The organism is Phaeacidiphilus oryzae TH49 (genome assembly GCF_000744815.1).
GTDB lineage: Bacteria > Actinomycetota > Actinomycetes > Streptomycetales > Streptomycetaceae > Phaeacidiphilus > Phaeacidiphilus oryzae.
Genome location: NZ_JQMQ01000005.1, coordinates 3,656,263 through 3,679,441 on the forward strand (window position 1 = coordinate 3,656,263; position 23,179 = coordinate 3,679,441).

Genomic DNA, 23,179 nt, shown 5'->3' on the forward strand with positions numbered 1-23,179 from the left:
GCGGACGCCACCGCTTTTCGACCCCGCACCCGTGGAGGGCGCACACGGTTCGGGGGGAGTACGGGCATGGGGATCTCCATACGCCTGCGGATCCGCAGGAAGCTGGCCGCGGTGGCGGCCGCCGCGGTCGCGACGGGGCTGCTCGGAGGCGCGGTCGGCTGCGCCGGGGGGCTGGGCGGAGCGGTGAGCGGCGGCACGGCGAGCGGTTCGGGTACGGGCGCGCTGGGCGCCTCCGCGCCGGGGCGGAGCGCCTCGCCGCGCCCGACCTCGCAGGCGAACGACGGGGTGCCGGCGGTCGGCCGCTCCGGGGCCGCCGCAGCGCTGGACTGGAGGACCGCCTCCGGGGGCCGGACGGTGGCCCTGACCTTCGACGACGGCCCGGATCCGGTGTGGACGCCGCGGGTCCTGGACGTGCTGGCGCGCTACCACGCCCACGCCGTCTTCTGCGAGATAGGCCCGCAGGCGAGCGCCAATCCGGCGCTGGTGCGCCGGATACTGGCGGCCGGCGACCGGCTCTGCGACCACACCGTCCACCACGACGAGGCGATGCACCGGCTGCCGGCGCCGCGGATGACCTACGAGATCACCGGGGCGCAGCGGATGATCCAGACGGCCGGCGGCCCCGGCACCCGGGTGGGCTGGTTCCGGGCCCCTGGCGGCGACTTCACCCCGACGATCCGCCGGATCGCGGCCGGGCACGGAATGCGGCCGCTGGCCTGGACGGTGGACACCAGGGACTGGTCCCGGCCCGGGGTGGCCGCGATCCTCGCCCATGTCCGGGCGGAGCTGCGGCCGGGCGGGATCGTGCTGATGCACGACGGCGGGGGGAACCGGGAGGAGACGGTGGCCGCGCTGCGGCAGCTGCTGCCCTGGCTTCAGCAGCAGGGCTTCCGGCTCGACTTCCCTGCGGCCTGAGGTGATTCCAACCAATCCGGCCGGTTGTTCACTTCTGGCCGATGTTGGCCCTCAATGATCGTGAATCGCCGGGTTGATGATCGAAATCGCCGCGTACGAGAGCTAAGCTGATTGCCCGTTCTGCGGTGTACACGGCCTGGGGATAACTCGATGCGCCTGTGGAAATCTCGGCCTTCGGAGGCTTCAGGGGCGAGTTATCCACAGGCCTGACCAGGCGGCTGTGGATGAACCGCGGACGCGGCCTCCCGACCCGGAGCGAGTCCGCAGGCGGTTCAAACCTGCATGGCCCGACCCTTCGCGTGACAATTCGTCATCTTACGGGTGACCTTTGGTAAACGGAATGACCTGATCCGGATAAACCGGACCTTTGGCCCTTCTGGCCACCAAACCTCTTTGTCGACTCATCCCCAGCTTGTGGATAACTCCGTCCGCTCCCCGCAATCGATCTTGAGCCTGGGGAAAACCCGCCCGTCAGGGCCCTGCGGTCGCCTTCCCGTCTCCGAAGAATCGACAGATTGACAAGGCTCTGTGCCGGTTTCCACTGATCAGAATCGATTGATAACGATCAGAAGTGGTCTGGGGCTTTTGCGGCTACTCCGCCCGCCCGTCCAGGCAGCGGTTCAGCCAGTCCGCGGCGTCCGCGAAGTCGGCCTCCGTGGTCCCCGGCCGGACCCGCGGCGGGACCTCGTCCGCTCGCGGATAGGAGCCGAGGAAGCGGACCTTGGGGCAGATCCGGCGCAGGCCCATCAGCGCCTCGGCGACCCTGCGGTCGGTCAGATGCCCCTCGGCGTCCGCCATGAAGCAGTAGTTGCCCATCCCCTCACCGGTCGGCCGGGACTCGATCCGCATCAGGTTGACCCCGCGGACCGCGAACTCCTGGAGGAGTTCGAGCAGCGCGCCGGGGTGGTCGTCGGCCAGCCAGAACACCGCCGAGGTCTTGTCCGCCCCGGTCGGCGCGGCCGGTCGGCCCGGCCGGCCGACCAGGACGAAGCGGGTGCTGGCGTTCTGCGCGTCCCTGATGTCCCCGGCCAGCACGTCGAGGCCGTAGGTCGGCGCCGCGAACTCCCCGGCGAAGGCGGCGTCGAAGCGGCCCTCCTGGACCAGCCGGGCGCCGTCCGCGTTGGACGCCGCCGGGGTCCACTCGGCCTCCGGAAGGTTCTCCTCCAGCCAGTTCCGGACCTGGGCCTGGGCGACCGGATGCCCGGTCACCGTCTTGACCTCGGAGAGCCCGGTGCCCGGCCGCGCCATCAGCGCGAAGGAGATCGGCAGGACCACCTCCCGGTAGATCATCAGCGGTGTCCCGGTGGCGAGTTGGTCCACCGTGGTGGTGATCGCGCCCTCGACCGAGTTCTCGATCGCGACCAACGCGCCGGCCGCCTCGCCCCTCCGCACCGCGTCCAGCGCGGCCGGCACCGAGTCCATCGGCACCAGCTCCCGGGTGGCGGCCTCCGGCAGGGTGCGGAGGGCGGCCTCGGTGAAGGTCCCCTCCGGGCCGAGATAGGTGTAGCGGTTGGCGGACATCGACGGGTTTCCTCCGGGCGGCGTGGTGGTCCGGGTCTGGTCCCGGTCGGGCGGCGGCGGACGTCAGCAACGTTAGCCGCCTGGCGGCCGGTCAGGACTCCAGCAGCTCCTGCCCGACGTACCCGTCCGCGGCCGCGCCGCCGGGCACCGCGTAGACCCCGCTGGACTCGTGCACCAGGAACTGGGAGAGCGCGTCCCCCCGGGAGAGCTTCCGCTGGACCGGGACGAAGCCGGTCAGCGGGTCGGACTGGAAGCAGACGAAGAGCAGCCCGGCGTCCGGCTCCCCGTCCGGGCGCAGCCCGTCGTGGTACGAGAACCCGCGACGCAGCATGGCCGCCCCCTGGTTGGAGGCCGGGGCGGCGACCCGGATGTGGGCGTCGGCGGGGATGGCGAACCCGCCGGAGGCGGTGGTGGCGGACAGGTCCGCCGCGGTGAACTCGCCGCCGCCGGAGAGCGGGGCCCCGCTTCGCTTGTGCCGGCCGATGATCCGCTCCTGCCGGTCGACCGGGAGCACGTCCCAGTGGTCCAGCAGGATCCTGATCCGCCGGAAGACGGCGTAGCTGCCGTTCGCCATCCAGGGGGGCGAGGAGGGCGAGGAGGGCGCGCCGTTGCCGCCGACGAAGACGGTGGAGTCGAAGGAGGCGTCGCCCGGCGCGGGGTTGCCGGTGCCGTCCTTCATCCCCATCAGGTTGCGCGGGGTGCCGCCGGCCGGCGCGGCCCCGGGGGCCCGGCTGAACCCGCTCATCTGCCAGCGGAGGGTCGCCGTCCCGGCCGCCCGCCGCTGCAGCACCCGCAGGGCGCGGAAGGCGACCAGCGCGTCGTCGGCGCAGACCTGCACCCACAGGTCGCCGCCGGAGCGGGCGGCGTCGATCCGGTCCCCCGGGAAGGACGGCAGCTCGGCCAGCGCCTCGGGCCGGTGGGCGGCGAGGCCGATCCGGTCGAAGAGGCCCCGGCCGAAGCCGAAGGTGACGGTGAGCGAGCTGGGGCCGGCGTCCAGGGCGGCGCCGTCGTCCTGCGGCGGGGTCCCGCCCTCGGCCATCGTCGCGGCGGCCGAGGACCAGCGGCGCATCAGCGCGGCCACCGCCCTCCGGTCGGCGCCGGTGGGGGTGAGGTCGAAGGCGGCGGCGTACATCCGGGCCTGCTGCGGTTCGACGATCCCGGCCTGCCGGGCGCCGTGGAAGGGGATCCGGGTGGAGCCGACGGAGTCCAGCGGGGTCGGCCGGCCGGGCTCGGTCAGCGCCTCGCCGAGGGCGGTGCCGCCGGCGCCGACCACCAGGCCGGCCACGCCTGCGGCGCTTGCGGCGCCGAGCAGCCTGCGCCGGGAGACGCCGGACGGGTCCTGGCCGGCGTCCGGCCGCTGGTCCGTCGAAGCGGTGTCCTGCATCGGTTCCTGGGGTTCTTCCTGTGCGGGTCGGGCGTGGTCCACGGCGGTCAGCCGATCCTCAGCCGGGCGGTCCTGGTCACCTCGTCGATGTCGGAGGACCTGACCGTCACCGCCAACTGCCAGTCGCCTGCCATCGGCAGCTGGAAACCGGCCGCCGACCAGTGGCCCAGATCGACCTTCTCGATCCTGACCGGGAGCGGTCCGAGCCGCTGCGCGGGCAGGGTGAGGGAGAGGTCCAGCTCGGGGACGTCGACCGGCTTGCCGTCGGCGCCGACGACGTAGGCGTGGACGGCGTTGGCGCCGGTCCGGCCGGGGTCGATCTCGACCTCCACCTTGCCCCGGGCGCCGGCCTCCGTGCCGCCGGTGTCGTAGGCGACCGTGGCGCTCGCCGGTCCCGACGCCGCCTGCGCGGCGGAGCCGGCGCCCGCCGACGCGGCGGCGACCGCCCGGCCGGGCGCGGTGTTGGTGAGGAGGGTGGTGACCACCAGCACCACGACCGCGAAGACCGCCTCCAGCAGGGTGGAGCGGATCAGCATCCCCCGGGCCGGCACGGCCTGCCGCGCCCGCCGCCGCGCGGCGTCATCCCTGGCCCGCCGCTGCCGCGCCAGCTGAGCCGCCCGCTCACCGCCGCCGGCGGCGGCCGCCGCGCCCTCGGGGGCGCCGACTCCTCCACCGCCCTCGGCAACTGCGGCGCCCGCGGGGCCTTCCGCGCCTTGGGAGCCTTCCGAGGCCTCACCGGCATGCGCGGCTCCACGGGCATGCGCGGCTCCGCCGGCCTCCGCGGCCTTCCCGGCCTCGGGCGCCTCCTCGCCCCCCGTGGCCTCCCGGCCCGGCGTGGCCTTTCCGGTCTCCGCGTCCCGCGTGGGGCTCTCGGTATCCAGGCCTTCCGCCTGCTCCGCGTCCGGTGGCGGGCTCAGCGTGGCCGTCCAGGTTCGGGAGAGGTAGGCCGCGCCGAGGATCACCGCCACGCAGCCGAGTTTGACCAGGAGCAGGCGGCCGTAGTCGGTATCGGTGAAGGCCGACCAGGAGCCGAGGCCCCGCCAGGCCTGGTACGTTCCGCTGGCGGCCAGCGCGGCCACGCTCCAGAAGGCCAGCGTGGAGAACCTCCGCACCGCCGCCCGGTCCGCGCCGCCCTCGGACTCCGCCCGCCGTAGCCCGACCACCAGGGTGACCAGTCCGCCCAGCCAGCCGGCCATGGCCAGCAGGTGAACGATGTCCACCGGCACCGCGAGCCCCACCTGCATCCCCACCGAGGCGTGGTCGGCCAGCGCCCAGGTGGCCGCCAGGCAGACCGCCACGGCGGCCCCGGCCGCGCCTGCCCACCGGCGGCCGTGCCGCCGTTCCAGCGCGGGCGCGAGGACGGCCAGCACCACCCCGGCCGCCGCCAGCAGCAGGATCCGCACCGCGAGGACGGTGCCGAGCCGCTCCCCGAGGGTCTGCTGCACCAGCGAGAGGTCGAACACCCGGCCGAGCCCGGACGCCTGCGCATACGGGCCGCGCAGCAGCAGTTGGGCGACGGTGCCGACGAGCAGCGCCACCCAGCCGGTGAGCAGCGCCCGCTGCACCCCGCGCAGCGCGATCCCGCCCGGCCAGCAGAGCAGCACCAGGGCGCCCGCGCCGACCAGCAGCGCGTAGGCCGCGTAGGAGACGAAGCGGGAGCCGCCGTAGAGGACGCCGACCGCGGAGGAGCCGTGGGGCGCCTGTTCCCCGGCCACCGAGGTGGTCGCCGAGGCGTGCCCCACGGAGAACGTCCAAGCGCCGGAGACCGGATGGGTGTCGGCCGAGACCGCCCGCCAGGAGACCGTGTAAGTCCCCTGCGCCAGCCCGGAGTCGAGGGCGACCCGCGCGCTGGACTGGTCGCCGCCCGCATGCCCGGACGGGCCGGTGTCCACCCGCCTCCCGGCCGGGTCGAAGACCCGTACGGCGTCCGTGGAGAGGGTGACCTGCTCGCTGAAGTGCAGCAGCACCTGGGTCGGCGGGCTCTCCACCACCGAACCCTGGTCGGGGGTGGTGGAGAGGAGCGCGGCGTGCGCGGAGGCCGGCGTCGCGCCGGCCAGCATCAGCCCGAGGAGCAGGCCCAGCAGGCCCAGCAGGCCGACCAGGCCGCTCAGGGTGGCCGGCCCGGCGGCGGTGCGCGCGCCGGTGCCGCCGATGGTTCGGGTCCCGCTCATGGCGACTGCCGCCCGTTCGGCTGGTAGGTGAGGGGTTCGACGGGGGCCTCCACGGTCAGTGTCCCCGAATGCCGGAAGGTGAGCCGGAGTTCGACCTTTCCGCCGACCACCGGACGCCGTTTCAGCCCCATCAGCATGAGGTGCTTTCCGCCGCGTGCGAAGACCAGGGAGCCGTGCGCCGGCACGGTGGCGCTCTTCAGCGGGGTCATGGTGGAGTCGGTGGACTGATGGAGGGTCACGCTGCCCGCGTCCGGGCTGCTCGCCGAGAGCAGGGTGTCCGGGGTCCCGCCGCTGTTCCGCACGGTGAAGTACCCGGCGGCCATGTCGGCCGAGGCCGGCTGCGGTATGTACGAGCCGCTGACGCTGAGCCGGGCCGGGGCGCCGCCGGTCGCGGTGGCCGCGCCGGTCGCGCCGGTCCCGCCGGCCGAGGCGCCGGAGCAGCCGGTCAGGGTGATCGCGAGGGCCAGACCGGCCCCCGCCGCCGCGGTGCCGGCGAGGTGTCGTCGCGCGCTCACGAGGCCTTCTCGCCCTTCGCGATCAGCGGGATGTCGTGGGCGAAGACCTTGCTGGTGGTCCCGCTGGTGTAGAGGACGTGCGCCTGCTGGTCGCCGGCGAAGTAGCCGAGCACCTCGGCGCCGTGGGTCGAGGTGACGGTGCCGTCCGAGTTCTTCACCGGCGGTTCGACGTCGACGCCGACCGACCGGGCGGCCTTCTGGATGGTGCCGAAGTCCCCGGTGAGCCCGATGAAGCTCTTGTCGAAGGAGTCCAGCCAGGAGCGCAGCGCCTTGGGGGTGTCGTCCTTCGGGTCGGTGCTGACGAAGACCACGTCGGTCTTCTGCCGCACCGACTCGGGGAGCTTCTGCATGCCGACCGCGATGTCGCCCATCGTGGTCGGGCAGACGTCGGGGCACTTCGTGTAGCCGAAGTAGAGGAGCACCGACCTGCCCCTGGTCTGCTGCCGGAGGTCGAAGGGCCTGCCTGCGGTGTCGGTGAGGGTGACGTCCGGCATGGCGAAGCTGCGGCTCAGATAGTGGCCCTGGTACGGGCCGTTGTCCTGGACATGGGTGACCTGGGCGGCCGAGTCCTGGCCGGCCGAAGAGCCGGAGCCCGAGCCGCAGGCGGTCAGGGCGAGCGCCGCGGCCGCGGCGACGGCGCCCGCCGGGGCGCCCCGGCGCAGCATACGGCGAGCGCGGGAGGCGCGGGGGTCGCGGGAGGCGCGGGAGGCGCGGGGGTCGCGGGCAGAGGGCGTACGGGAGGAGGAGTGCGCGGAGAAGTGCATCGGAAGCAACCTCGGGTTGTGCGAGCAGGATGGGGGCGTGCGGCGGACGGGGCCGCGCCGGTGGGGTGCCGGACGCGGCCCCGCCGCCTGTCGCGGATCAGCGGTCGGTGGAGCCCGGCCGGCCCGCGCCGCCCCGGCGCCAGCCGAAGAAGCCGAGCAGCGCACCGATGACGCCGACCACGATGCCGACGATCCCGAGCGTCCTGGCCGTGGTGTCCGCGCCGCTCGGCCGGCCGGCGGCGCTCGCCTGGCCGCCGCTACCGCTACCGCTGCTGCCGCCGCTCCCGCCCGCAGCCTGGGAGGACTGGGACGAGGCCGCCGAGGTGAGTTGCAGTACCGGCGCCGGGTTCGCCGGCTCCGCCTGGCCCGGCTGCGGTACCTCGATCCACCGCGTGACCTGGCCGTTGCTGTAGGTCTGCAGCGCCTTGAAGGGCAGCGAGGCGGCGTCGGAGGGCAGCGGGCCGAGCGAGACCGGGAAGTCCTGGAACTGCCCGGGCGCGATCTTCCCCCCGCTCCAGGTGATCTCGGTGACGGCCTCGGTGACCTGGCCGTCGTCGGTCGTCAGCGGCTTGCTGAGCTTGGTCTTCCGCACGCTCACCGTCCATCCCGGGACCGGCTCGGTGGCCACCGAGGCGATCGGGTGGTCGGTCGGCAGGAAGACCTGCAGCTTGGTGGTGTCGGCCGCGTCCTCCTCGTTGGGCGCCCGGAAGGACACCTCGGTGTAGGAGCCCTTGGCGGCGCTCTGCGGGTTCACGGTGACGTGCGCGGACGCGGTCCCGGCGGCGGCCAGTACGGCCGCCCCGGCGAGCGCCCCGACTACCGCGGCCCGGCGGGCGATGACTGTGGACATGCTGATTCCTCTCCGCACGGAGAACGATCGGTGGTGTCGGCGTTTGGCCCGTCCACCGCCGCGCGCGGCAGCCCCGACCGGCGACCGGCCGGTCCCGGCAGAGCGGGAGGCTGGTCGGAGGTCAGCGGGCGAGCGCGAAGCGGCCGGTGTCCACCGGCGGCCCGCGCCTGATCAGCACATGCCGTAGCAGCGCCCCCCGGGGCAGCCGCCGCTTCTCCTCGCCGTGCCGGGGCGCCCGGCGGGCCGCCGGCTCCGTCAGCCCGAGCCGTCCGTGGAGCAGCGCCGCGGCCAGCGCCAGCACCCCGCACAGCGGCAGGGCGTACGCGGCGCCGCGCCGGAGCAGCCCGAAGAGCGCCAGCTCCCCGCGGCGCAGCCACCAGCCGGCGGCCAGCGCGGCCAGCAGGTGGCCGGCGATCATCGCCGGGGTGAGGCCGAGGCCCACCGAGTGGGTGCAGAACCAGAGCGGGGCGGAGAGCCCGTGCGCCGTCCCGCCCCCGGCGTACGCCCCCGGGTCGATCCCGGCCCGGCGGACCACCTCGGCGGCGCTGGTGCCGGCCGGCAGGGGGCCGCAGAGCAGCTGGGCGGCCAGTCGCCCGAGCGCCGAGCCTCCTCCGCCGCCGGTGCCGCCGGCGCCTCCGGCCATGCCCGCCATCCCGGCCATCCCGGTGGCGCTCGCCGAGCGCGCGGACGCCGAGCCCGCGGACCCGGAGCCCGCGAACCCAGAGCCCGCGGTGGCCGTGCCGGCCAGGAAGTGGAAGACCAGGTGCAGCCCGAGCTGGCCGGCCGCGAGGGCGCCGGCGATCGCGGGCAGCCCGCGCTCCCGCCCGGCCAGGGCCGCGGCGGCCGCGAGCACTCCCAGCCAGGACAGCAGCAGGGTGGTCGCGGGCACCGCGCAGTCGCTCGCCATGCCGTGTCCCAGCGCCGAGACGATCACGCACACCGTGGCGAACGGGACGGCGCGCAGCACCCGCAGCGCGCACGGCACCAGCGGGGCGGCGGCGTGGCGTCGGGGCGCGGGGCTGGCGGGTCGCATGGCGGCAGCATCATCTCATCGGGCCCGTGGGCCGCCTGCACCGGTCCGTCCGATTCCGTGGAGGGTGGTTCATTCTCCTGACCGTCGGCAATACCTACTGGTATGTGGAATCGCCACCCGGAGGAGCCTGCCGTGGACATCTGGTGGAGCCTGCACCTCCGGCGCGAGCCGGCAAGCGTGCCGCTGGCGCGGCGGGTGCTGCTGGACACCATGTCGGCCGCCGGAGTGGAACACGAGGTGGGGCACGACATCGCCACCGCCTTCACCGAGGCCTGCGCCAACGCGGTGGAACACGCCGCCCGGGCGCCGGAGGCGGGTGACGGATTCCAGGTCACCGTGCGGATCGCGGGCGACCGGCTGCACGTCCAGGTGATCGACTCGGGCCCGCGGGGCCGGCGGCTGCCGCCGGTGGTCTCGGCCGGCTCCCCGGTGCCGACCGGAGTGCTGGGCGCGGGCGGCGCCGCTCGGCTCTCCGACTTCTCCGGCTTCTCCGGAGTCTCCGCCTTCACCGCCGGCCCTGGCCGGTCCGCCCCGGGCCGGTCCGGTACCGCCGCGTCGCGGGCCGCCGCCACCACCGCCCGCCCGGTCCGGCACGCCCGGCGGCACCGGACGGCGGCCGGCTCCGCCTCCGGCACCGGCGGCGGCCCCGTGGGCGCCGGCTCCCCGGCGGTGGCCCGGGCCTGCCGGACGGCGTCCGCCGCGGACGTGCCGGAGGGCCATGATCCCGGGCCCCGCACGCCGGGGCGGGACTCCGGGCACGAGCTGCCGGATCCGAGTGCGGAGAGCGGGCGCGGACTCTTCCTGATCCGGGCCCTCACCGACCACGTCCGCTTCCGGGCGCATCCGCGCCGGGGCACGGTGGTCTCCTTCGACAAGGCGCTGCGCTACGGCGGGGAGCCCTTGTCGGCCCGCGCCTCCTAGCCGGGGCCGCCCCGGCTCGACCGGACTTGACCCTCACGTCGCGTCAGGCCTCAACCTGGGCGTCGAAGGAGGGAGGGGTCGAGGATGGTGGAGATGACGAAGCAGGTCGCGGAAGGCCGTACGGTCGGCCAGGCGGCCGAGCTGGCCGGGGTGACGGTGCGGACGCTGCACCACTACGACGAGATCGGCCTGCTGAAGCCGAGCGGGCGCACCCCGTCCGGCTACCGCCGCTACTCCGCGGACGACCTGGACCGGCTGAGCCGGATCCTGTTCTACCGCGAGCTCGGCTTCTCCCTGGAGGACATCGCGGCGCTGCTGGACGATCCGGCGGTGAGCGCCGTCGGTCACCTGCGCAGGCAGCGCAGGCTGCTCGGCGAGCGCATCGCCCGGCTGGAACGGATGGCCGCCGCGGTCGACCGGGAACTGGAGGCGAGAGGCATGGGGGTCGACCTGACACCCGAGGAGAAGCTGGAGATCTTCGGCGCGGAGTACGCCGAGAGGGAGGCCGAGTACCGGGAGGAGGCCCGGAACCGCTGGGGGGAGACCGAGGCCTGGCGGCAGTCGCAGCGGCGGGCGGCCGGCTACACCAAGGAGGACTGGCAGCGGATCAAGTCCGAGACGGACGAGATCGAGCGGCGGCTGGCCGAGGCCGTGCGGGGCGGGGTCGCCCCGGACAGCCCGGAGGGGATGGCGGTCGCCGAGGCCCACCGCGCGCACATGGGCCGCTGGTTCTACGACTGCCCGTACGCGATGCACCGCGGCCTGGCCGAGATGTACCTCTCGGACCCGCGGTTCACCGAGTACTACGAGCGCCGGGCGGCCGGCGCCGCGCAGTGGATCCGGGACGCGATCCTGGCCAACGCCGCCGCCCACGGCGAGGACTGAGCGGGGCGGGCGCGGGCCGGGAGCCCGGGTGCGGCCGGGCGCGAACGGGTGCGGGCCGGGCGCGGGCGCTTCGACGCCCGCCCCGGCCTGCCGCCCGCCGGCCGACCTCCCGTCAGCCGCGCAGCCCGGCCATCCAGCGCTCGACCTCCGCCGAGGTCCGCGGAAGGCCCTCGGAGAGGTTCCGCCGGCCGTCCGCGGTGACCAGGATGTCGTCCTCGATCCGGACGCCGATGCCGCGGTACTCCTCCGGGACGGTCAGGTCGTCCTCCTGGAAGTACAGGCCCGGCTCGACGGTCAGCACCATGCCCGGCTCCAGCGTCCCGCCGACGTACTGCTCGACCCGTGCCTGGGCGCAGTCGTGGACGTCCAGGCCGAGCATGTGGCCGGTGCCGTGGAGGGTCCAGCGGCGCTGGAGGCCGAGTTCGAGCACCCGCTCCACCGGGCCCTCCAGCAGGCCCCAGGCGACCAGGTGCTCGGCCAGCACCCGCTGGGCGGCGTCGTGGAAGTCGCGGAACGCGGCGCCCGGGCGGACGGCGGCGATGCCCGCCTCCTGCGCCTCGTACACCGCGTCGTAGATCTTCCGCTGCAGGTCGGTGAAGGAGCCGCTGATCGGCAGGGTGCGGGTGACGTCCGCGGTGTACAGGGTGTGGGTCTCCACGCCGGCGTCCAGCAGCAGCAGCTCGCCCTCGCGGACCGGGCCGTCGTTGCGCACCCAGTGGAGGGTGGTGGCGTGCGGTCCTGCGGCGCAGATCGAGCCGTAGCCGATGTCGTTGCCCTCGACCCGGGCGCGGCGGAAGAAGGTGCCCTCGATCCAGCGCTCGGAGGTGGCGATCGCCTGGGAGAGCTCGCGGACCACGTCGGTGAAGCCGCGGACGGTGGAGTCCACCGCGTTCTGCAGCTGGCCGAGCTCCCAGTCGTCCTTCACCAGGCGCAGTTCGCTGAGGAAGACCCGCAGCTCCTCGTCGGTGCGGAGGGTGGTGTGGGGGGCGAGGGCGGCCTCGATCGGGGCGTCGTGGCCGCGCAGGACGCGGGTCGGCGCGGGCCGCTCGGCGCAGGCCTCGACCAGCTCGTCGACGACCTTGCGGACGTCCCGGGCGGGCAGGCCGAGGAGCTGCTCGCCCTCGGCGAGGCTGTTGCGCCGGCCGACCCACAGCTCGCCCTGGCCGTCCAGCCAGAACTCGCCGTTCTCCCGGTTGGAGCGGGGCAGCAGGTAGACGGTGGCGTCGTGGCCGTCCGCGGTCTCGCCGTCCTCGCCGAGGCGGGGCTCCAGCACCAGCACCGCGTCCTGGGTCTGGTCGCCGGTCAGGTGGGTGTACTCGCTGGACGGGCGGAAGGCGTACTCGGTGTCGTTGGAGCGGGTCTTCAGCCGGCCCGCCGGGACCACCAGGCGCTCGCCGGGGAACCGGGCGGAGAGCGCGGCCCGCCGCTTGGCGGCGTACGGCGCCTGCTCGACCGGCTCCAGACCGCGGCGCTCGGTGTCCGCCCAGCCGGACTTCATCGAGGCCGCCAGCTCGTCCGAGAGCGCGGGGTAGAGCCCGTTCTTCCGACCCTTGATCTTCTTCTCCTCGGCCACCACTGCCGCCGCCTCCTCATCGAACGTTCTCCGACATGGTAGGCGGCGCCGGCCGGCGGGGGAGCCCGCCGGCCCGTCAGCTGAACCGGGCGACCATCAGCACCAGGTCGTCGACCGGCTCGGCGTCCCCGGTGCCCTCCAGACAGCGGGCCAGCAGATGCCCGCAGAACCGGTCGGCGTCCTGCCTGACCTCGTACGGGGCGTCGGCGGCCGCGGCACGCAGCCGGGCCTCCCCGGTGTGGAGGGAACCGCCGGAGCGCCGGGCCAGGCCCTCGGTGTAGAGCACCAGCAGGTCGCCGCGCTCGGCGCGGAGCTCCACGCTGGGCGCCTCCCAGCAGCTGAGCATGCCGAGCGGGGCGGAGAGCGAGGTCTCCACGAAGCTGGCGCCGTAGTTGGTGACCAGCAGCGGCGGGCACTGCCCGGCGCCGGCCAGGGTGAGCCGGCGGGTCGCCGGGTCGACCACGGCGTAGAGGGCGGTGGCGGTGCGGGTCGGCTCGGTGGTCTTCAGCAGCAGTTCGAGGTCGCCGAGGACGGAGACCGGGTCCTCGCCCTCCAGCACGGCGTACGCCCGCAGGGCGGCGCGCAGCCGGCCCATCGCGGCGGCGGCGCCGGGGCCGTCCACCGCGCGGTCGGCGGTGCGGCGCTCGCCGGCCGGTCCGATCCGGCCGATCGGCCCGCCCTCGCCGACGCTGCCGACGGTCAGGCCGACGGTGCCGTCGGGCAGCACGATCGCGTCGTACCAGTCGCTGCCGGCGGCCAGGTCGAGCCCGGCCGGGAGGCAGCGGGCGGCCAGCCGCAGCCGCGGGACCTGGGGAAGGCGGTCGGGCAGCAGCCCTTCCCTGAGGGCGGCCGCGGTGTGCAGCAGACGCTGCCGCTCCAGCTCGCGGGAGAGCTGGCGGGCGGCGTCCGCGCAGTAGTCGCGGGCGAGTTCGCGGGTGCGTTCGGACGGGCTCCAGGGCCGGTCGCGGAACCAGACGGCGGCGCCGAAGGGGGGCCCGTCGCCGATCGACAGCGGCAGCGCGTAGGAGGAGCCAAGGCCGAGCTGGGCGGCGACCTCCAGATAGCGGGCGTACGGGTCGGCGGGGTCGGGCGGACTGTCGGGACCGTCATGAGCGACACCGATGCCGACACCGACACCGACACCGACTCCGTCGCCCAAGCCGACCCCGTCGCCGAATCCGTCGCGGTCGCCCAAGCCGTCGCGGTCGCCGAAGCCGGTGGCGTCGATGGCGCCGGTCAGGTCGGCCGGATCGGTCGGAGCGGCCGGGTCGCCGACCGCGCCGCCGGGCCGGCCCCGCCGGCCGTCTCCTCTGCGCCGCAGGGCAGGTGCCGGAGCGTCAGCTGACGTGGCGTCAATCGCCGGTCCGGTGTCGGGAGGTCGTGCGGTCAGGTCGCGGTGGACGGCCTCCTTGGCCCCGGCGGCGATCGCGTCGAACGGCCCGCCGCTCAGCGGAACCGTCTCCAGGGCGCCGAGGGCGGCCCGGTCCAGGCCCAACCCGACGATGGCGCCCGGCAGTTCGACGCTGCCGAGGGTCCGGGCGGGCGCCCGGCCCGGGGAACGCTCCGCCGAATGCGCTGCCGAAACGGTCCTGCGGGTCGGCGTCCCGACCACCGGACGGGATTCCGCATCGGCCGCCCGATTTCCTGGAGCCGATGCGGACGCCTGTTTCATTGATTCGACCACGGACGGGCTGCGCGACCATTCCCGGTTCCCGGAGACGACCACCATTCCTCGGGAGGCGCCGAGCACCGAGGCGCCGCCCGCGAGCAGTTCCCGCAGCGCCTCGTCCAGATCGGCCGCGCCGGCCAGCCGACCGCCGAGTTCCCGCAGCCGAACCAGGTCGGAGAGGCGCTTGGCGCGGCGCTCGCCGGCCGTCCCCGGGGCCGCCTCGGCGGGTTTTTCTGTGGGGGCGCCGGGAGCGGGGAGGTCCGGCGTCGACTGCTGGACGAATTCCATTGCCTACCCCCAGTTCATGCCGTTCGGCAAGCTCTGCCTTATTCCTACACACACCTATTGGGCGATGTCCAGGATTACGGCTTGACGGAGTGGAGGTGTCTGTTTGCCGAAGCCCCCGGCAGATTGTCGGAAGAATTGTGGGATCACCAGTCGGCACGCCGGAATCTCAGCCCGCGCCGCTGCGGAGGGCGGTGGTGGACGACCACCAGCGGCATTCCCACCACCCGGAAGCCCGCCTCCACCAGCACCGAGGTCAGCCTGGCCTCCGGCCGGCCGCCGGGGCCCAGAGGAAGGGCCGCCTGGAAGGCGGCCCGGGTCAGACAGCGCTCGGTGGACTCCCGCAACCCCGGCGCCCGCCGCTCCCGGGCGGCCGGACCGGTCGGCAGCCCGACCGTCATGTCCGCCTCCCCGCGCAGCACCGGAGTGAGGAGGGTCTCCGCCCGGACCGCGGTCGGCCCCAGATCGGCGGCGATCAGCAGCAGCGGCCGGGCCACCGGCCCGTCCGGCCCGGGCGTTCCGTACTCCATGTCGTCGCAGGCGGCCACCGCCGCCGCGCCGCTCTCCAGCGCGGCCGCCCGGCCCAGGCGCCTGCGGTGCCGGACCACGGCCGCGCCGGAGTCCTCGGCCACCCGCGCGGTGGAGTCGGTGGACGCGTCGTCCACCACGACCACCAGGTCCACGGTCGGGATCGAGCGTGCGGAGAGGACGGTCAGGGCGATCCGGGCGGCGTCGTCCCGGGCGGGCACGACCACGGCTCCGGTCTCCGCGAGGCGTCCGGCGGCGCGGGCGGGACCGGGGGCCGGACCAGGGGTGGCTGACGGACCGGGATCGGGTGTGCGGCGGCTCTGCTGCGCATCCATGACCGGATGGTACGAGTGTGAGACTCGCCACCCTAGACCCTTGCCTCACCCGTGTGGGGGAACCAGCAGGCACAGCCGTGCGTCAATCCCGACGATGCGTCAATCTCGGGGACAGGGACGGCTGGTGGGCGCTGGTCCGCGGTGGCGGACCGGTGCCGGCGGACGTCCCCCTGCTGGTGCACGTGTGCGGCGGGCTGTTACGGGCAGGACCTGTACAGCGGGACCAGTCCGGTGAACTGACCGGGCGTCAGTACGGCAGTGAAGTACGGCAGCATCTGCGGTACGGAAGAATCGAAGGGTGGGCGCGGAACCGGGTGGCGGTAATCGCCACCCTGCGCCACCCCCCGCCACATACCGCAACCGGCAACCCGCGTGATGCGCTTCTCGTTGCGCGAGGTCACGTACCGATCCTTGGCTGGTCACGGAAAGGACGAGCGCACATGCGCCGTTTCCTCGGAATCCCCGGAGTCCCCGGAAACCGACGAAGGACCAGGTCGGCACTGCTCGGCGCGGCCATCACCTGCGTAGAGCAGTGGCGCTGGCCGGTCGTGCCCGGCGCGCTGCCCGCGTCGCCTCCGGCGCCCGGCCTGTCCTGGGGCCCGGCCCCGGCGGAGTCCGCCGAGGGCGACGAACCGCTGGGCACCGGATGCTCCTGCCCGCGCCCGGACTGCCCGGTCCCGGGCGCGCATCCGCACGATCCGCCGCTGCTCGCGGCGACCACCGACCCGCGGATGGTGCGCTGGTGGTGGACCACCCGGCCGACCGCCCCGCTGGTGGTGGCGACCGGGGAGCGGGTGGCCGCGGTCAGCCTGCCGGCCGTGGCCGGCGCGCGGCTGCTGGACTACCTGGACGCGCTGCGGCACCCGGTGGGCCCGGTCATCGCCACGCCCACCCGCTATCTGCTGCTGGTCGCCCCCTACACCCACGAGGAGCTCGCCGAGCTGCTGATGCGCCAGGAGTCGGTGCCCACCAGCGTGCGGTACCACGGCCCGGGCGGCTATGTGCTGCTGCCGCCGTCCAGGACCGCCGCCGGCGAGCTGCGCTGGGTCCGCGAGCCGGTGCCGCCGCAGGACGCGGGCGCGGGTGCGCGGGCCGGCGCGGAGCCGGTCGAGATGGGGGTGGGGGGCGTGGCGCCCTGGCTGCCGCCGGTCGCGGACTTCGTCGACGCGCTCGTCGCGGCGGGGAGTTCGGCCCCGGACGGAACCCGGCTGGCCTACTGAAAGGCCCGGCCGCTGGCGACGGGGGATGCACCAGCGGCCGGGCTGTTTAAACGGTAACAAGAATTGGGCCGCACGCAAATTCCCTGTGCGGAAGCCGCGCGGGAAACCTGCAGTACATCGTCAACCATGTGACACAGCTCACGAGTTGACGCGCTGTCCGCAGGGCCCCGGAGGGGTCTTTCGGGGCCCTGCGACCGGTCAGCCGATGGTGAGCTGCCGGTTGACCAGACCGGCCCGGGACTTCCGCTCGGCGGCGGTGAGCGGCCCGGTCTCGGCGAGGGCGGCGGTCAGCCGCTCCCCGAAGGCCACGGCCGGCTTCTCCACCTCGGCGGCGGTGGTCTCCGCCGGCAGGTCCCACACCGGGACGGTCAGCCCGTGCGCCCGGAACGAGCCGACCAGGCGGGTCCCCTCGCCGAGCCCGGCCTCGCCGGCCGCGGAGAGCCGGGCCAGCGCGTCCAGCAGCCGCTCCTCGTCGTGGGTCATGACCCACCGCAGGTGGTTCTTCTCGGCGGCCCGGCACCAGTACGCCGCGGACAGGCCGGAGCCCAGGCGCTCGGTGGGGATGATGGCGGCGTTGGCGCGCTCCAGCGAGGCGGCGACCTCTCCGGAGGGGCTCTCGGCGCCGTCCGGGCTCTCCAGCCAGTAGCCGAAGTCCTGGTGGAGGGTGAGGTCGAGCCCGGCGGAGGTGTCCAGCAGGTCCTGGAGGCGGGGGGAGTCCGGCTGCGGGCGGCGGACCGCGACCGAGGCGCCCGGCTCGGCGGCCAGCGCCTGCGCCAGCGCGTCGCCGGCGTCCCGGCTGACGTCCCCGGAGCCGCTCTGGGTCTGCAGCCCCACCAGGACGCTGCCGTCCTGCCGCCGGATCGCGGCCAGGGCCAGCGGCAGGACCGTGGTGAGGGTCACCGAGGGCACCTCGCCGACGGCCAGCTCCCGGCCCCGCTCGCTGAGCCGCAGCGGGGCGGTGGCGGCCGGCACCAGCTCCCGCAGCGCCACCCAGTCCGCCTCGTCCGGGAGGCCGGCGAACGGGCGGGTCACCAGCTCCTGGGCGACGTGCGCGGCCTCCCGGCCGTGGCAGGCCTTGTAGCGCCGGCCGGATCCGCACGGGCAGGGCTCCCGGGCGCCGACCACCGGTACCGGCTCGTCCGAGGAGAGCGGCCGGCGGTTCTGCGGGGCACCCGCGGCACCGCGCCTTCCGGCGCGCTTGCCGGCACCCTTCGCGGTGTTCTTCCGTTGGGCAGCTGCCATGGTGCGGTCTCTCCGGTTCGGTTTCGGGCGTGCGTGACGACGCGTCAGCGTGTCCGCCGTACAGCCCGGAAGCGTAGCCGGATCGGCCGGTGCGGCACGCCGAAGCGGGCTTCGGCGGGGCTCGCCCGGGGGCGCCCGTGGCCGCCTGGAGGATCCTCTAGCTCACGGCCTCGCGTCCCGGCGCCGGCAGCGCGGCCCAGACGGTGACCTTTCCCGGCTGGTCGTCGATTCCCCACTCGGTGGCGAGGAGCCCGACGATGCCGAGACCGCGACCGCCGCGGGCGGTCAGTGAGGGACTCGAACGGCGCGGCCGGGTCGGCCCTCCGCCGTCCGTCACCCGTATCGTCAGCACGCCGCCGCCGATCTCCCAGCCGACCTCCACCTGCCCGATGGCCGTTCCCGAGCCCGCCGCACCCTCGGTGCGGTCGGAAAGGGGCCGGGCATGCCGGCAGGCATTGCTGAGAAGTTCGGAAAGGATCAGCGATGCATCGTCGATGACCGATTCCGGTATCCGATGCGCTGTCAGTTCCTTGCGCAGCCTGCGGCGTGCGGTACCCACACTCGCCGGACCATGGGGCACGGCCATGGTCGACGAGGTCGGCACGTCGTACGCAACCACCAACGTCACCCCCGGACCTCCTTCACCGCACGCCGAGGTGTGAATGCCCCGGGCGGACCTGCCGGAAACGAAATCCCCAGGATCAGGACGCCGTCGTAACCGCCTCGGAATATCAGCCCAAAGAGGGCGTGGCGCTGTGTAGTCAAATTATCACTCAGCGTCGATAATCTGCTCGAAATCCCTGGCCTGACGGGCGGGCGCAGGCATTTTCAGCCATTCCCGGAAGATGCGCTCCGCATACGCCCCCGGAGCTTCCGATGCCCCCGGGAAGGTGACGGATCGTCGGTGTCCGCGGCGCTCGGGTGGATTGCTATTTCTTGACGGTGTTCGCACTGATTGACGGAAATGGCGGCGTTCGTCCGAGTTGGGCAAGGATCCGGGCCGGATGGTTGGTGATCAGGGCGTCCACGCCGAGCCGCAGGCAGAGCTCGACGTCCGCCGGGTCGTCCACGGTCCAGACGTGCACCCGGTAGCCGGCCCGGTGGGCCCGGGCCACATACGCCGGGTGCGCCCGGACCAGCGCGATCCCGGGTCCGGCGATCCGGGTGCTGCCGGGCAGTCGGCTGCCCTCGCCGGGCAGTTGCGGGCGCTCGGTGAGGAACACCGTCGGCAGCCCGGGCGCCAGCCGCTGGGTGCGCAGCAGGGCGAGCCGGGAGAAGCTCATCACCCGCACCGCCGGCTCCTTGTGCTCCGCCGGGGGCTCCAGCAGCCCGTACCGGCGGAGGGTCTGGATCAGGCGCTCCTCGACCCGGGGCCCGTAGCGGGTGGGGTGCTTGGTCTCGATGGCCAGCTCCACCCGGCGGCCGCAGTCCGCGACCAGGCCGAGGAGGTCCTCCAGGGTGAGGACCGGGGAGGGGCCGTCGCCGCCGCTCATCCAGGAGCCGAAGTCGTGCCGGAGCAGCTCGGCGAGGGAGAGGGTGGAGACCACCCCGCGGCCGTTGGAGGTGCGGTCGATCCGGCGGTCGTGGAGGCAGACCAGATGCCCGTCGGAGGTGAGCCGCACGTCGCACTCCAGCGCGTCCGCGCCCTCCTCCAGCGCCCGGCGGTAGGCCGCCAGGGTGTGCTCGGCGATCGAGCCCGAGGAGCCGCGGTGGGCGACCACGTGGACGCGGTCCCGGTTCGGGATCGCGATCCCCTCGGGGGCGGTGGCTCGGGGGGACCGTGGAGGGGTCGTGCGCTCGCTCACCGCACCAGACTAGGCAGCCGTACCGGGGCCGCCGCGCGCTCCGTGCCGACGGCCGGGTGACGGCACCGTGAAGTCTCGGTGCCGCTCACCCCGGCGGCGCGGGCTCAGCGCCCGCGGCGCTCGGCGCGCTCGGCGCGCTCGCCGCCGCTCCCGCCGCTGCTTCCGCCGCTGCGCTCGCGCTGCTCGCGGCGGGTCAGCGGGGTGAGCGCCAGCATCAGCAGGGCCGGGACGAGGAAGGAGAAGAGCGAGGCCGAGGTCCACACCTGCGGGTGAATACCGGTCAGTTCCTGCACGCGGGACCAGAAGTCGGGCCAGAACGCCCCCCAGCCGGTCAGCTCGGTGGGCGCCAGCAGCTGGTAGACGGCGAAGCCCAGCGCCCAGGGCAGCAGGGTCAGCCAGCGGGTGGGCGCCTGCTCCGACATGTCCCAGCCGCCGGGGCGGCGTCCGGCCCCGAAGAAGTAGTCCACCGCCAGCACCGCGAAGAGCGGCACGAAGACCGCGCCGATCAGGGAGAGGAAGGCGAAGTAGGAGTCGAAGTTGCTCACCAGCAGGCCCAGCACGGTGACCAGCGCGCCGATGCCCAGCGACAGCCAGCGCCGGTCCACCCGGGGCAGCAGGTTGTGCAGCGACATCGCCGTCGAGTAGACGTTGGCGAAGGACTGGTCGGCCTCGCGCAGCACCAGCACGGCGAAGAACAGCCAGCCGGCCGCCACCCCCATGAAGGTCGAGAAGATCTTGTTCGGGTCCCCGCCCACCTGCACCAGCGCCACCAGGCCGAGGACGTAGCACCAGACCTGGGCCACCGAGTAGCCGAGGAACGAGCCCCAGAAGGAGGCCCGGCCGGTGCGGGCGTGCCGGGTGTAGTCGGCGGCCAGCGGGACGAAGGAGATGGAGACCGCGACCACCGCGTCGGTGGCGGGCAGGAAGCCCTGCCAGTTCCCGTGGCCCGGGTCGGGCACGCCCTGCCGGACCAGCTGGACGGTGAAGTAGAGCATCGCCACCGCCACCGCGATCGCCACGTACCGCCGCAGCACCGCGATCGAGCCCAGCGGACGGATCGTCAGGCCGGTGGTCAGCAGCCCGGCGAGGACGACGTACAGCCAGTGCGGGCCGCCGCCGAAGAGCGCCTCGGCGCCCATCGCTATCACCGTCAGCTCGTACACCCCCCAGCCCACGCACTGCACGATGTTGAGCACCGTCGGGGCGTAGGAGAGGCGGGTGCCGAAGAGCCCGCGGAGGACGGCCATCGCCGGGGCGCCGGTCCTGGTGCCGACCACGGCGGCGATGGAGAGCATCAGCGTGCCGATCACGGTGCCGACCGCGATGGCGGTGATCGAGGCGGTGATCGAGAGTTCGTGGCCGGCCGTGCCGAGGACGGTGGCGGCGCTGCTGAAGCCGATCAGCGAGACACCGAGGTTGGCCCAGAAGGCCGCCTGGTCGCGCAGGCCCAGGGTGCGCGGCGGGGCGGTGTCGAGCACCAGCGGCGCCTCGTGCTCGCGGTCCCCGGACAGCAGGGTGGCGGTCCGTTCGGCCACGGCGGAGGACGAGGAAGAGGAAGAGGACGAAGAGGACGAAGAAGAAGACGTAGACGGGGACGTCACGGCCCACAGCTCCCTACGCCGGCATTACCCGGTCAGGTTCAGGCGGTCGGCGTCCCCATGTCGACGCCCTCTCAGCCCGGCTGGTCCGAGCTCCCGCGTTCCGTTGTCGCCGGGACATGGTAGGACGGAGCCCCCGGCGCGGCCAAGCGCCGTGCGCTCCCGGTCCCGGCGACCGGATCGAGGCCGCCCGGCACACCGATTGACGGGTTCCGTTTACGGTGTCCAGACAGTCGATGGACGAAGCTAAGGGACCACGGTCCTGTCCTAGGAGGTCTTTCGTGAGCACCGAGCAGGAGGGTGGGGGCGCCGACGTGCCATCGGCGAAGACTCCTCCGGAGGGGGAGGAGGTGCTGCACCGGCTTCCTCCGCCTCAGCCGCCGTCGGCGGAGCCGCCCGCGCAGCCGGCCGCGGAGCCGCCCGCGGAGCACGCCGCGGTGCCGGGTGCGGGTCCCGCCGACGCGTCGGCCCCGGGTCCCGCCGCTGCGCCGGCCGGAGCGGATGCCTTCGCCGCCGCGCCGCCGCCTCCCGCCGAGCCCCCCACGCAGCCGTACATCCTCGGCGGCCAGTACCCGCCGCCGCCCGCCGCCCCGCCGAAGAAGGGGCGCGGGGGGCTGATCGCCCTCCTCGCCGCCGTCGCGGTGGTGGCCGGCGGTCTCGGCGGGGTGATCGGCTCCTCGGTGGAGAAGAGCAACTCCTCCTCCGACTCGAGCACCACGGTCTCCTCGTCGACCGACCCCAAGGCGCTGGAGCGCTCGCCGAACAGCGTCGCCGGGATAGCGGCCAAGGCGCTGCCGAGCGTGGTCACCATCGAGGCCAGCGGCTCGCAGGAGACCGGTACCGGCAGCGGCTTCGTGTTCGACACCCAGGGCCACATCCTGACCAACAACCATGTGGTCGCTCCCGCGCTGAACGGCGGCAAGCTGACCGTCAAGCTCTCCGACGGATCCAGCTACCCCGCCTCGGTGGTCGGCCGGGCCTCCGGCTACGACGTCGCGGTCGTCAAGATCGACAACCCGCCGACGGACAAGCTGAAGCCCCTCCCGCTGGGTGACTCGGACAGCGTCGCGGTCGGCGACCCGACCGTCGCCATCGGCGCGCCGTTCGGCCTCTCGGGGACGGTGACCACCGGCATCGTCAGCGCCAAGAACCGGCCGGTCGCCTCGGGCGACGAGACCGGCAGCCAGACCTCGTACATGAACGCGCTGCAGACCGACGCGTCGATCAACCCGGGCAACTCCGGCGGGCCGCTGCTCAACGGGCAGGGCCAGGTGATCGGGATCGACTCGGCGATCCAGTCCACCAACAGCGGCGGCTCCAGCCCGTTCGGCGGCAGCAGCCAGCAGTCCGGCAGCATCGGCCTCGGCTTCGCCATCCCGATCAACGAGGCGAGGCGGGTGGCCGGCGAGCTGATCAACACCGGCCAGCCCATCTACCCGATCATCGGCGTGCTGCGGAACGACAACTACCAGGGCGACGGGGCGCAGATCTCGCCGACCGCGATCCAGGGCACGCCCGCGGTCACCCCCGGCGGCCCCGCGGACAAGGCCGGGCTGAAGGCGGGCGACGTCATCACCAAGCTGGACGGGGTGCCGATCGACAGCGGGCCGACCCTGGTCAGCGAGATCTGGTCGCACGAGCCGGGCCAGAAGGTCAGCGTGACCTACACCCGGGGCGGCCAGACCCACACCACGACGCTCACCCTGGGCTCTCGCAAGGGCGACCAGTAGCGATCGCCGGCAGGGCCGGCGACGGCGGCGAGCGGGCCCCGGAGACCAGACCGGACGGAATGGCTTGTTCCGCCCAGTCCGTGCCGGGGCCGCTCGGCAGTCGTGAGAAGATCGCCTCTGACGGCCCGCCCCAGCCGGCGGGCCGGAGGAGAGTTGCCCGAGCGGCCTAAGGGAACGGTCTTGAAAACCGTCGTCAGGTAACCCCTGACCGTGGGTTCGAATCCCACACTCTCCG

Annotated in this window: 19 protein-coding genes, 1 tRNA gene and 1 riboswitch; of the genes, 6 read left to right on the forward strand and 14 right to left on the reverse strand. The window is 74.2% G+C overall.

The genetic code is table 11. The annotated features are described in order from the left end of the window. The first annotated feature begins 66 nt into the window (after positions 1 to 66). Positions 67 to 915: a polysaccharide deacetylase family protein gene (locus BS73_RS19960; RefSeq protein ID WP_084704210.1), complete on the forward strand. Its 849-nt coding sequence runs from the start codon at positions 67 to 69 to the stop codon at positions 913 to 915. Positions 916 to 1,506: 591 nt separating this feature from the next. Here BS73_RS19960 and pheA read toward each other — a convergent pair. From pheA to BS73_RS19995, 7 genes are all read right to left on the reverse strand, one after another. Continuing rightward, positions 1,507 to 2,436, reverse strand: a complete 930-nt coding sequence (gene pheA, locus BS73_RS19965) for a prephenate dehydratase (RefSeq protein WP_037574435.1) — start codon at positions 2,434 to 2,436, stop codon at positions 1,507 to 1,509. A gap of 91 nt (positions 2,437 to 2,527) precedes the next feature. Next, positions 2,528 to 3,820, reverse strand: a complete 1,293-nt coding sequence (gene efeB, locus BS73_RS19970; protein WP_037574437.1) for an iron uptake transporter deferrochelatase/peroxidase subunit — start codon at positions 3,818 to 3,820, stop codon at positions 2,528 to 2,530. A gap of 47 nt (positions 3,821 to 3,867) precedes the next feature. Beyond that, the gene (locus BS73_RS19975) at positions 3,868 to 5,991 is read right to left on the reverse strand and encodes a copper resistance CopC/CopD family protein (protein ID WP_051940137.1); all 2,124 of its coding nucleotides are present in this window, start codon (positions 5,989 to 5,991) and stop codon (positions 3,868 to 3,870) included. Then, positions 5,988 to 6,506 (reverse strand): copper chaperone PCu(A)C, encoded by a 519-nt coding sequence (locus BS73_RS19980; RefSeq protein ID WP_037574440.1) that lies wholly within the window; start codon positions 6,504 to 6,506, stop codon positions 5,988 to 5,990. The genes BS73_RS19975 and BS73_RS19980 overlap by 4 nt, the downstream gene beginning before the upstream one ends. Continuing rightward, positions 6,503 to 7,270 (reverse strand): SCO family protein, encoded by a 768-nt coding sequence (locus BS73_RS19985; RefSeq protein ID WP_235215465.1) that lies wholly within the window; start codon positions 7,268 to 7,270, stop codon positions 6,503 to 6,505. Before BS73_RS19985 ends, BS73_RS19980 begins: the two co-directional genes overlap by 4 nt. Positions 7,271 to 7,367: 97 nt before the next feature. Continuing rightward, the gene (locus tag BS73_RS19990; RefSeq protein WP_051940138.1) at positions 7,368 to 8,120 is read right to left on the reverse strand and encodes a YcnI family protein; all 753 of its coding nucleotides are present in this window, start codon (positions 8,118 to 8,120) and stop codon (positions 7,368 to 7,370) included. A gap of 121 nt (positions 8,121 to 8,241) precedes the next feature. Continuing rightward, positions 8,242 to 9,153 (reverse strand): hypothetical protein, encoded by a 912-nt coding sequence (locus BS73_RS19995; protein ID WP_051940139.1) that lies wholly within the window; start codon positions 9,151 to 9,153, stop codon positions 8,242 to 8,244. 132 nt (positions 9,154 to 9,285) lie between these two features. Here BS73_RS19995 and BS73_RS40990 point away from each other — a divergent pair, with 132 nt between their 5' ends. Together BS73_RS40990 and BS73_RS20005 are read left to right on the forward strand one after the other, a co-directional pair. Then, a complete protein-coding gene (locus tag BS73_RS40990; protein ID WP_051940140.1) occupies positions 9,286 to 10,074 on the forward strand; it encodes an ATP-binding protein in 789 nt (262 codons plus the stop codon). An 84-nt stretch (positions 10,075 to 10,158) separates the two neighbouring features. Continuing rightward, a complete protein-coding gene (locus tag BS73_RS20005) occupies positions 10,159 to 10,959 on the forward strand; it encodes a MerR family transcriptional regulator (RefSeq protein ID WP_235215466.1) in 801 nt (266 codons plus the stop codon). 112 nt (positions 10,960 to 11,071) lie between these two features. On the opposite strand, the gene BS73_RS20010 is transcribed toward BS73_RS20005, so the two are convergent. The 3 genes from BS73_RS20010 to BS73_RS20020 form a co-directional block, all read right to left on the reverse strand. Beyond that, positions 11,072 to 12,535 carry an aminopeptidase P family protein gene (locus BS73_RS20010; RefSeq protein WP_037574446.1) on the reverse strand — a complete coding sequence of 488 codons (1,464 nt, stop codon included), beginning with the start codon at positions 12,533 to 12,535 and terminating at the stop codon, positions 11,072 to 11,074. A gap of 73 nt (positions 12,536 to 12,608) precedes the next feature. Next, entirely contained in the window at positions 12,609 to 14,489 is a 1,881-nt protein-coding gene (locus tag BS73_RS34855; protein WP_051940141.1) for a PP2C family protein-serine/threonine phosphatase, read from the reverse strand. A 143-nt stretch (positions 14,490 to 14,632) separates the two neighbouring features. Beyond that, on the reverse strand, positions 14,633 to 15,349 hold the full coding sequence (locus tag BS73_RS20020) for a glycosyltransferase (RefSeq protein WP_084704211.1): 717 nt from the start codon (positions 15,347 to 15,349) through the stop codon (positions 14,633 to 14,635). A gap of 440 nt (positions 15,350 to 15,789) precedes the next feature. Between BS73_RS20020 and BS73_RS20025 the strand changes: the two genes are divergently transcribed. Next, on the forward strand, positions 15,790 to 16,569 hold the full coding sequence (locus BS73_RS20025; RefSeq protein WP_037574449.1) for a bifunctional DNA primase/polymerase: 780 nt from the start codon (positions 15,790 to 15,792) through the stop codon (positions 16,567 to 16,569). A 198-nt stretch (positions 16,570 to 16,767) separates the two neighbouring features. Here the strand turns inward: BS73_RS20025 and BS73_RS20030 are convergent, their stop codons facing one another. The 4 genes from BS73_RS20030 to BS73_RS20045 form a co-directional block, all read right to left on the reverse strand. After that, positions 16,768 to 17,811, reverse strand: a complete 1,044-nt coding sequence (locus BS73_RS20030) for a DUF5926 family protein (RefSeq protein WP_084704212.1) — start codon at positions 17,809 to 17,811, stop codon at positions 16,768 to 16,770. Positions 17,812 to 17,968: 157 nt separating this feature from the next. After that, positions 17,969 to 18,439 carry an ATP-binding protein gene (locus tag BS73_RS36380; RefSeq protein ID WP_152617663.1) on the reverse strand — a complete coding sequence of 157 codons (471 nt, stop codon included), beginning with the start codon at positions 18,437 to 18,439 and terminating at the stop codon, positions 17,969 to 17,971. Positions 18,440 to 18,740: 301 nt separating this feature from the next. After that, positions 18,741 to 19,562: a glycerophosphodiester phosphodiesterase gene (locus BS73_RS20040; protein WP_152617878.1), complete on the reverse strand. Its 822-nt coding sequence runs from the start codon at positions 19,560 to 19,562 to the stop codon at positions 18,741 to 18,743. A 158-nt stretch (positions 19,563 to 19,720) separates the two neighbouring features. Further along, positions 19,721 to 21,151 (reverse strand): purine-cytosine permease family protein, encoded by a 1,431-nt coding sequence (locus BS73_RS20045; protein ID WP_084704213.1) that lies wholly within the window; start codon positions 21,149 to 21,151, stop codon positions 19,721 to 19,723. A gap of 59 nt (positions 21,152 to 21,210) precedes the next feature. Continuing rightward, positions 21,211 to 21,324: riboswitch (TPP riboswitch) on the reverse strand. A gap of 171 nt (positions 21,325 to 21,495) precedes the next feature. Between BS73_RS20045 and BS73_RS20050 the strand changes: the two genes are divergently transcribed. Further along, positions 21,496 to 22,944 carry a S1C family serine protease gene (locus tag BS73_RS20050; RefSeq protein ID WP_037574450.1) on the forward strand — a complete coding sequence of 483 codons (1,449 nt, stop codon included), beginning with the start codon at positions 21,496 to 21,498 and terminating at the stop codon, positions 22,942 to 22,944. Positions 22,945 to 23,091: 147 nt separating this feature from the next. Then, positions 23,092 to 23,179 (forward strand) — tRNA-Ser (locus BS73_RS20055).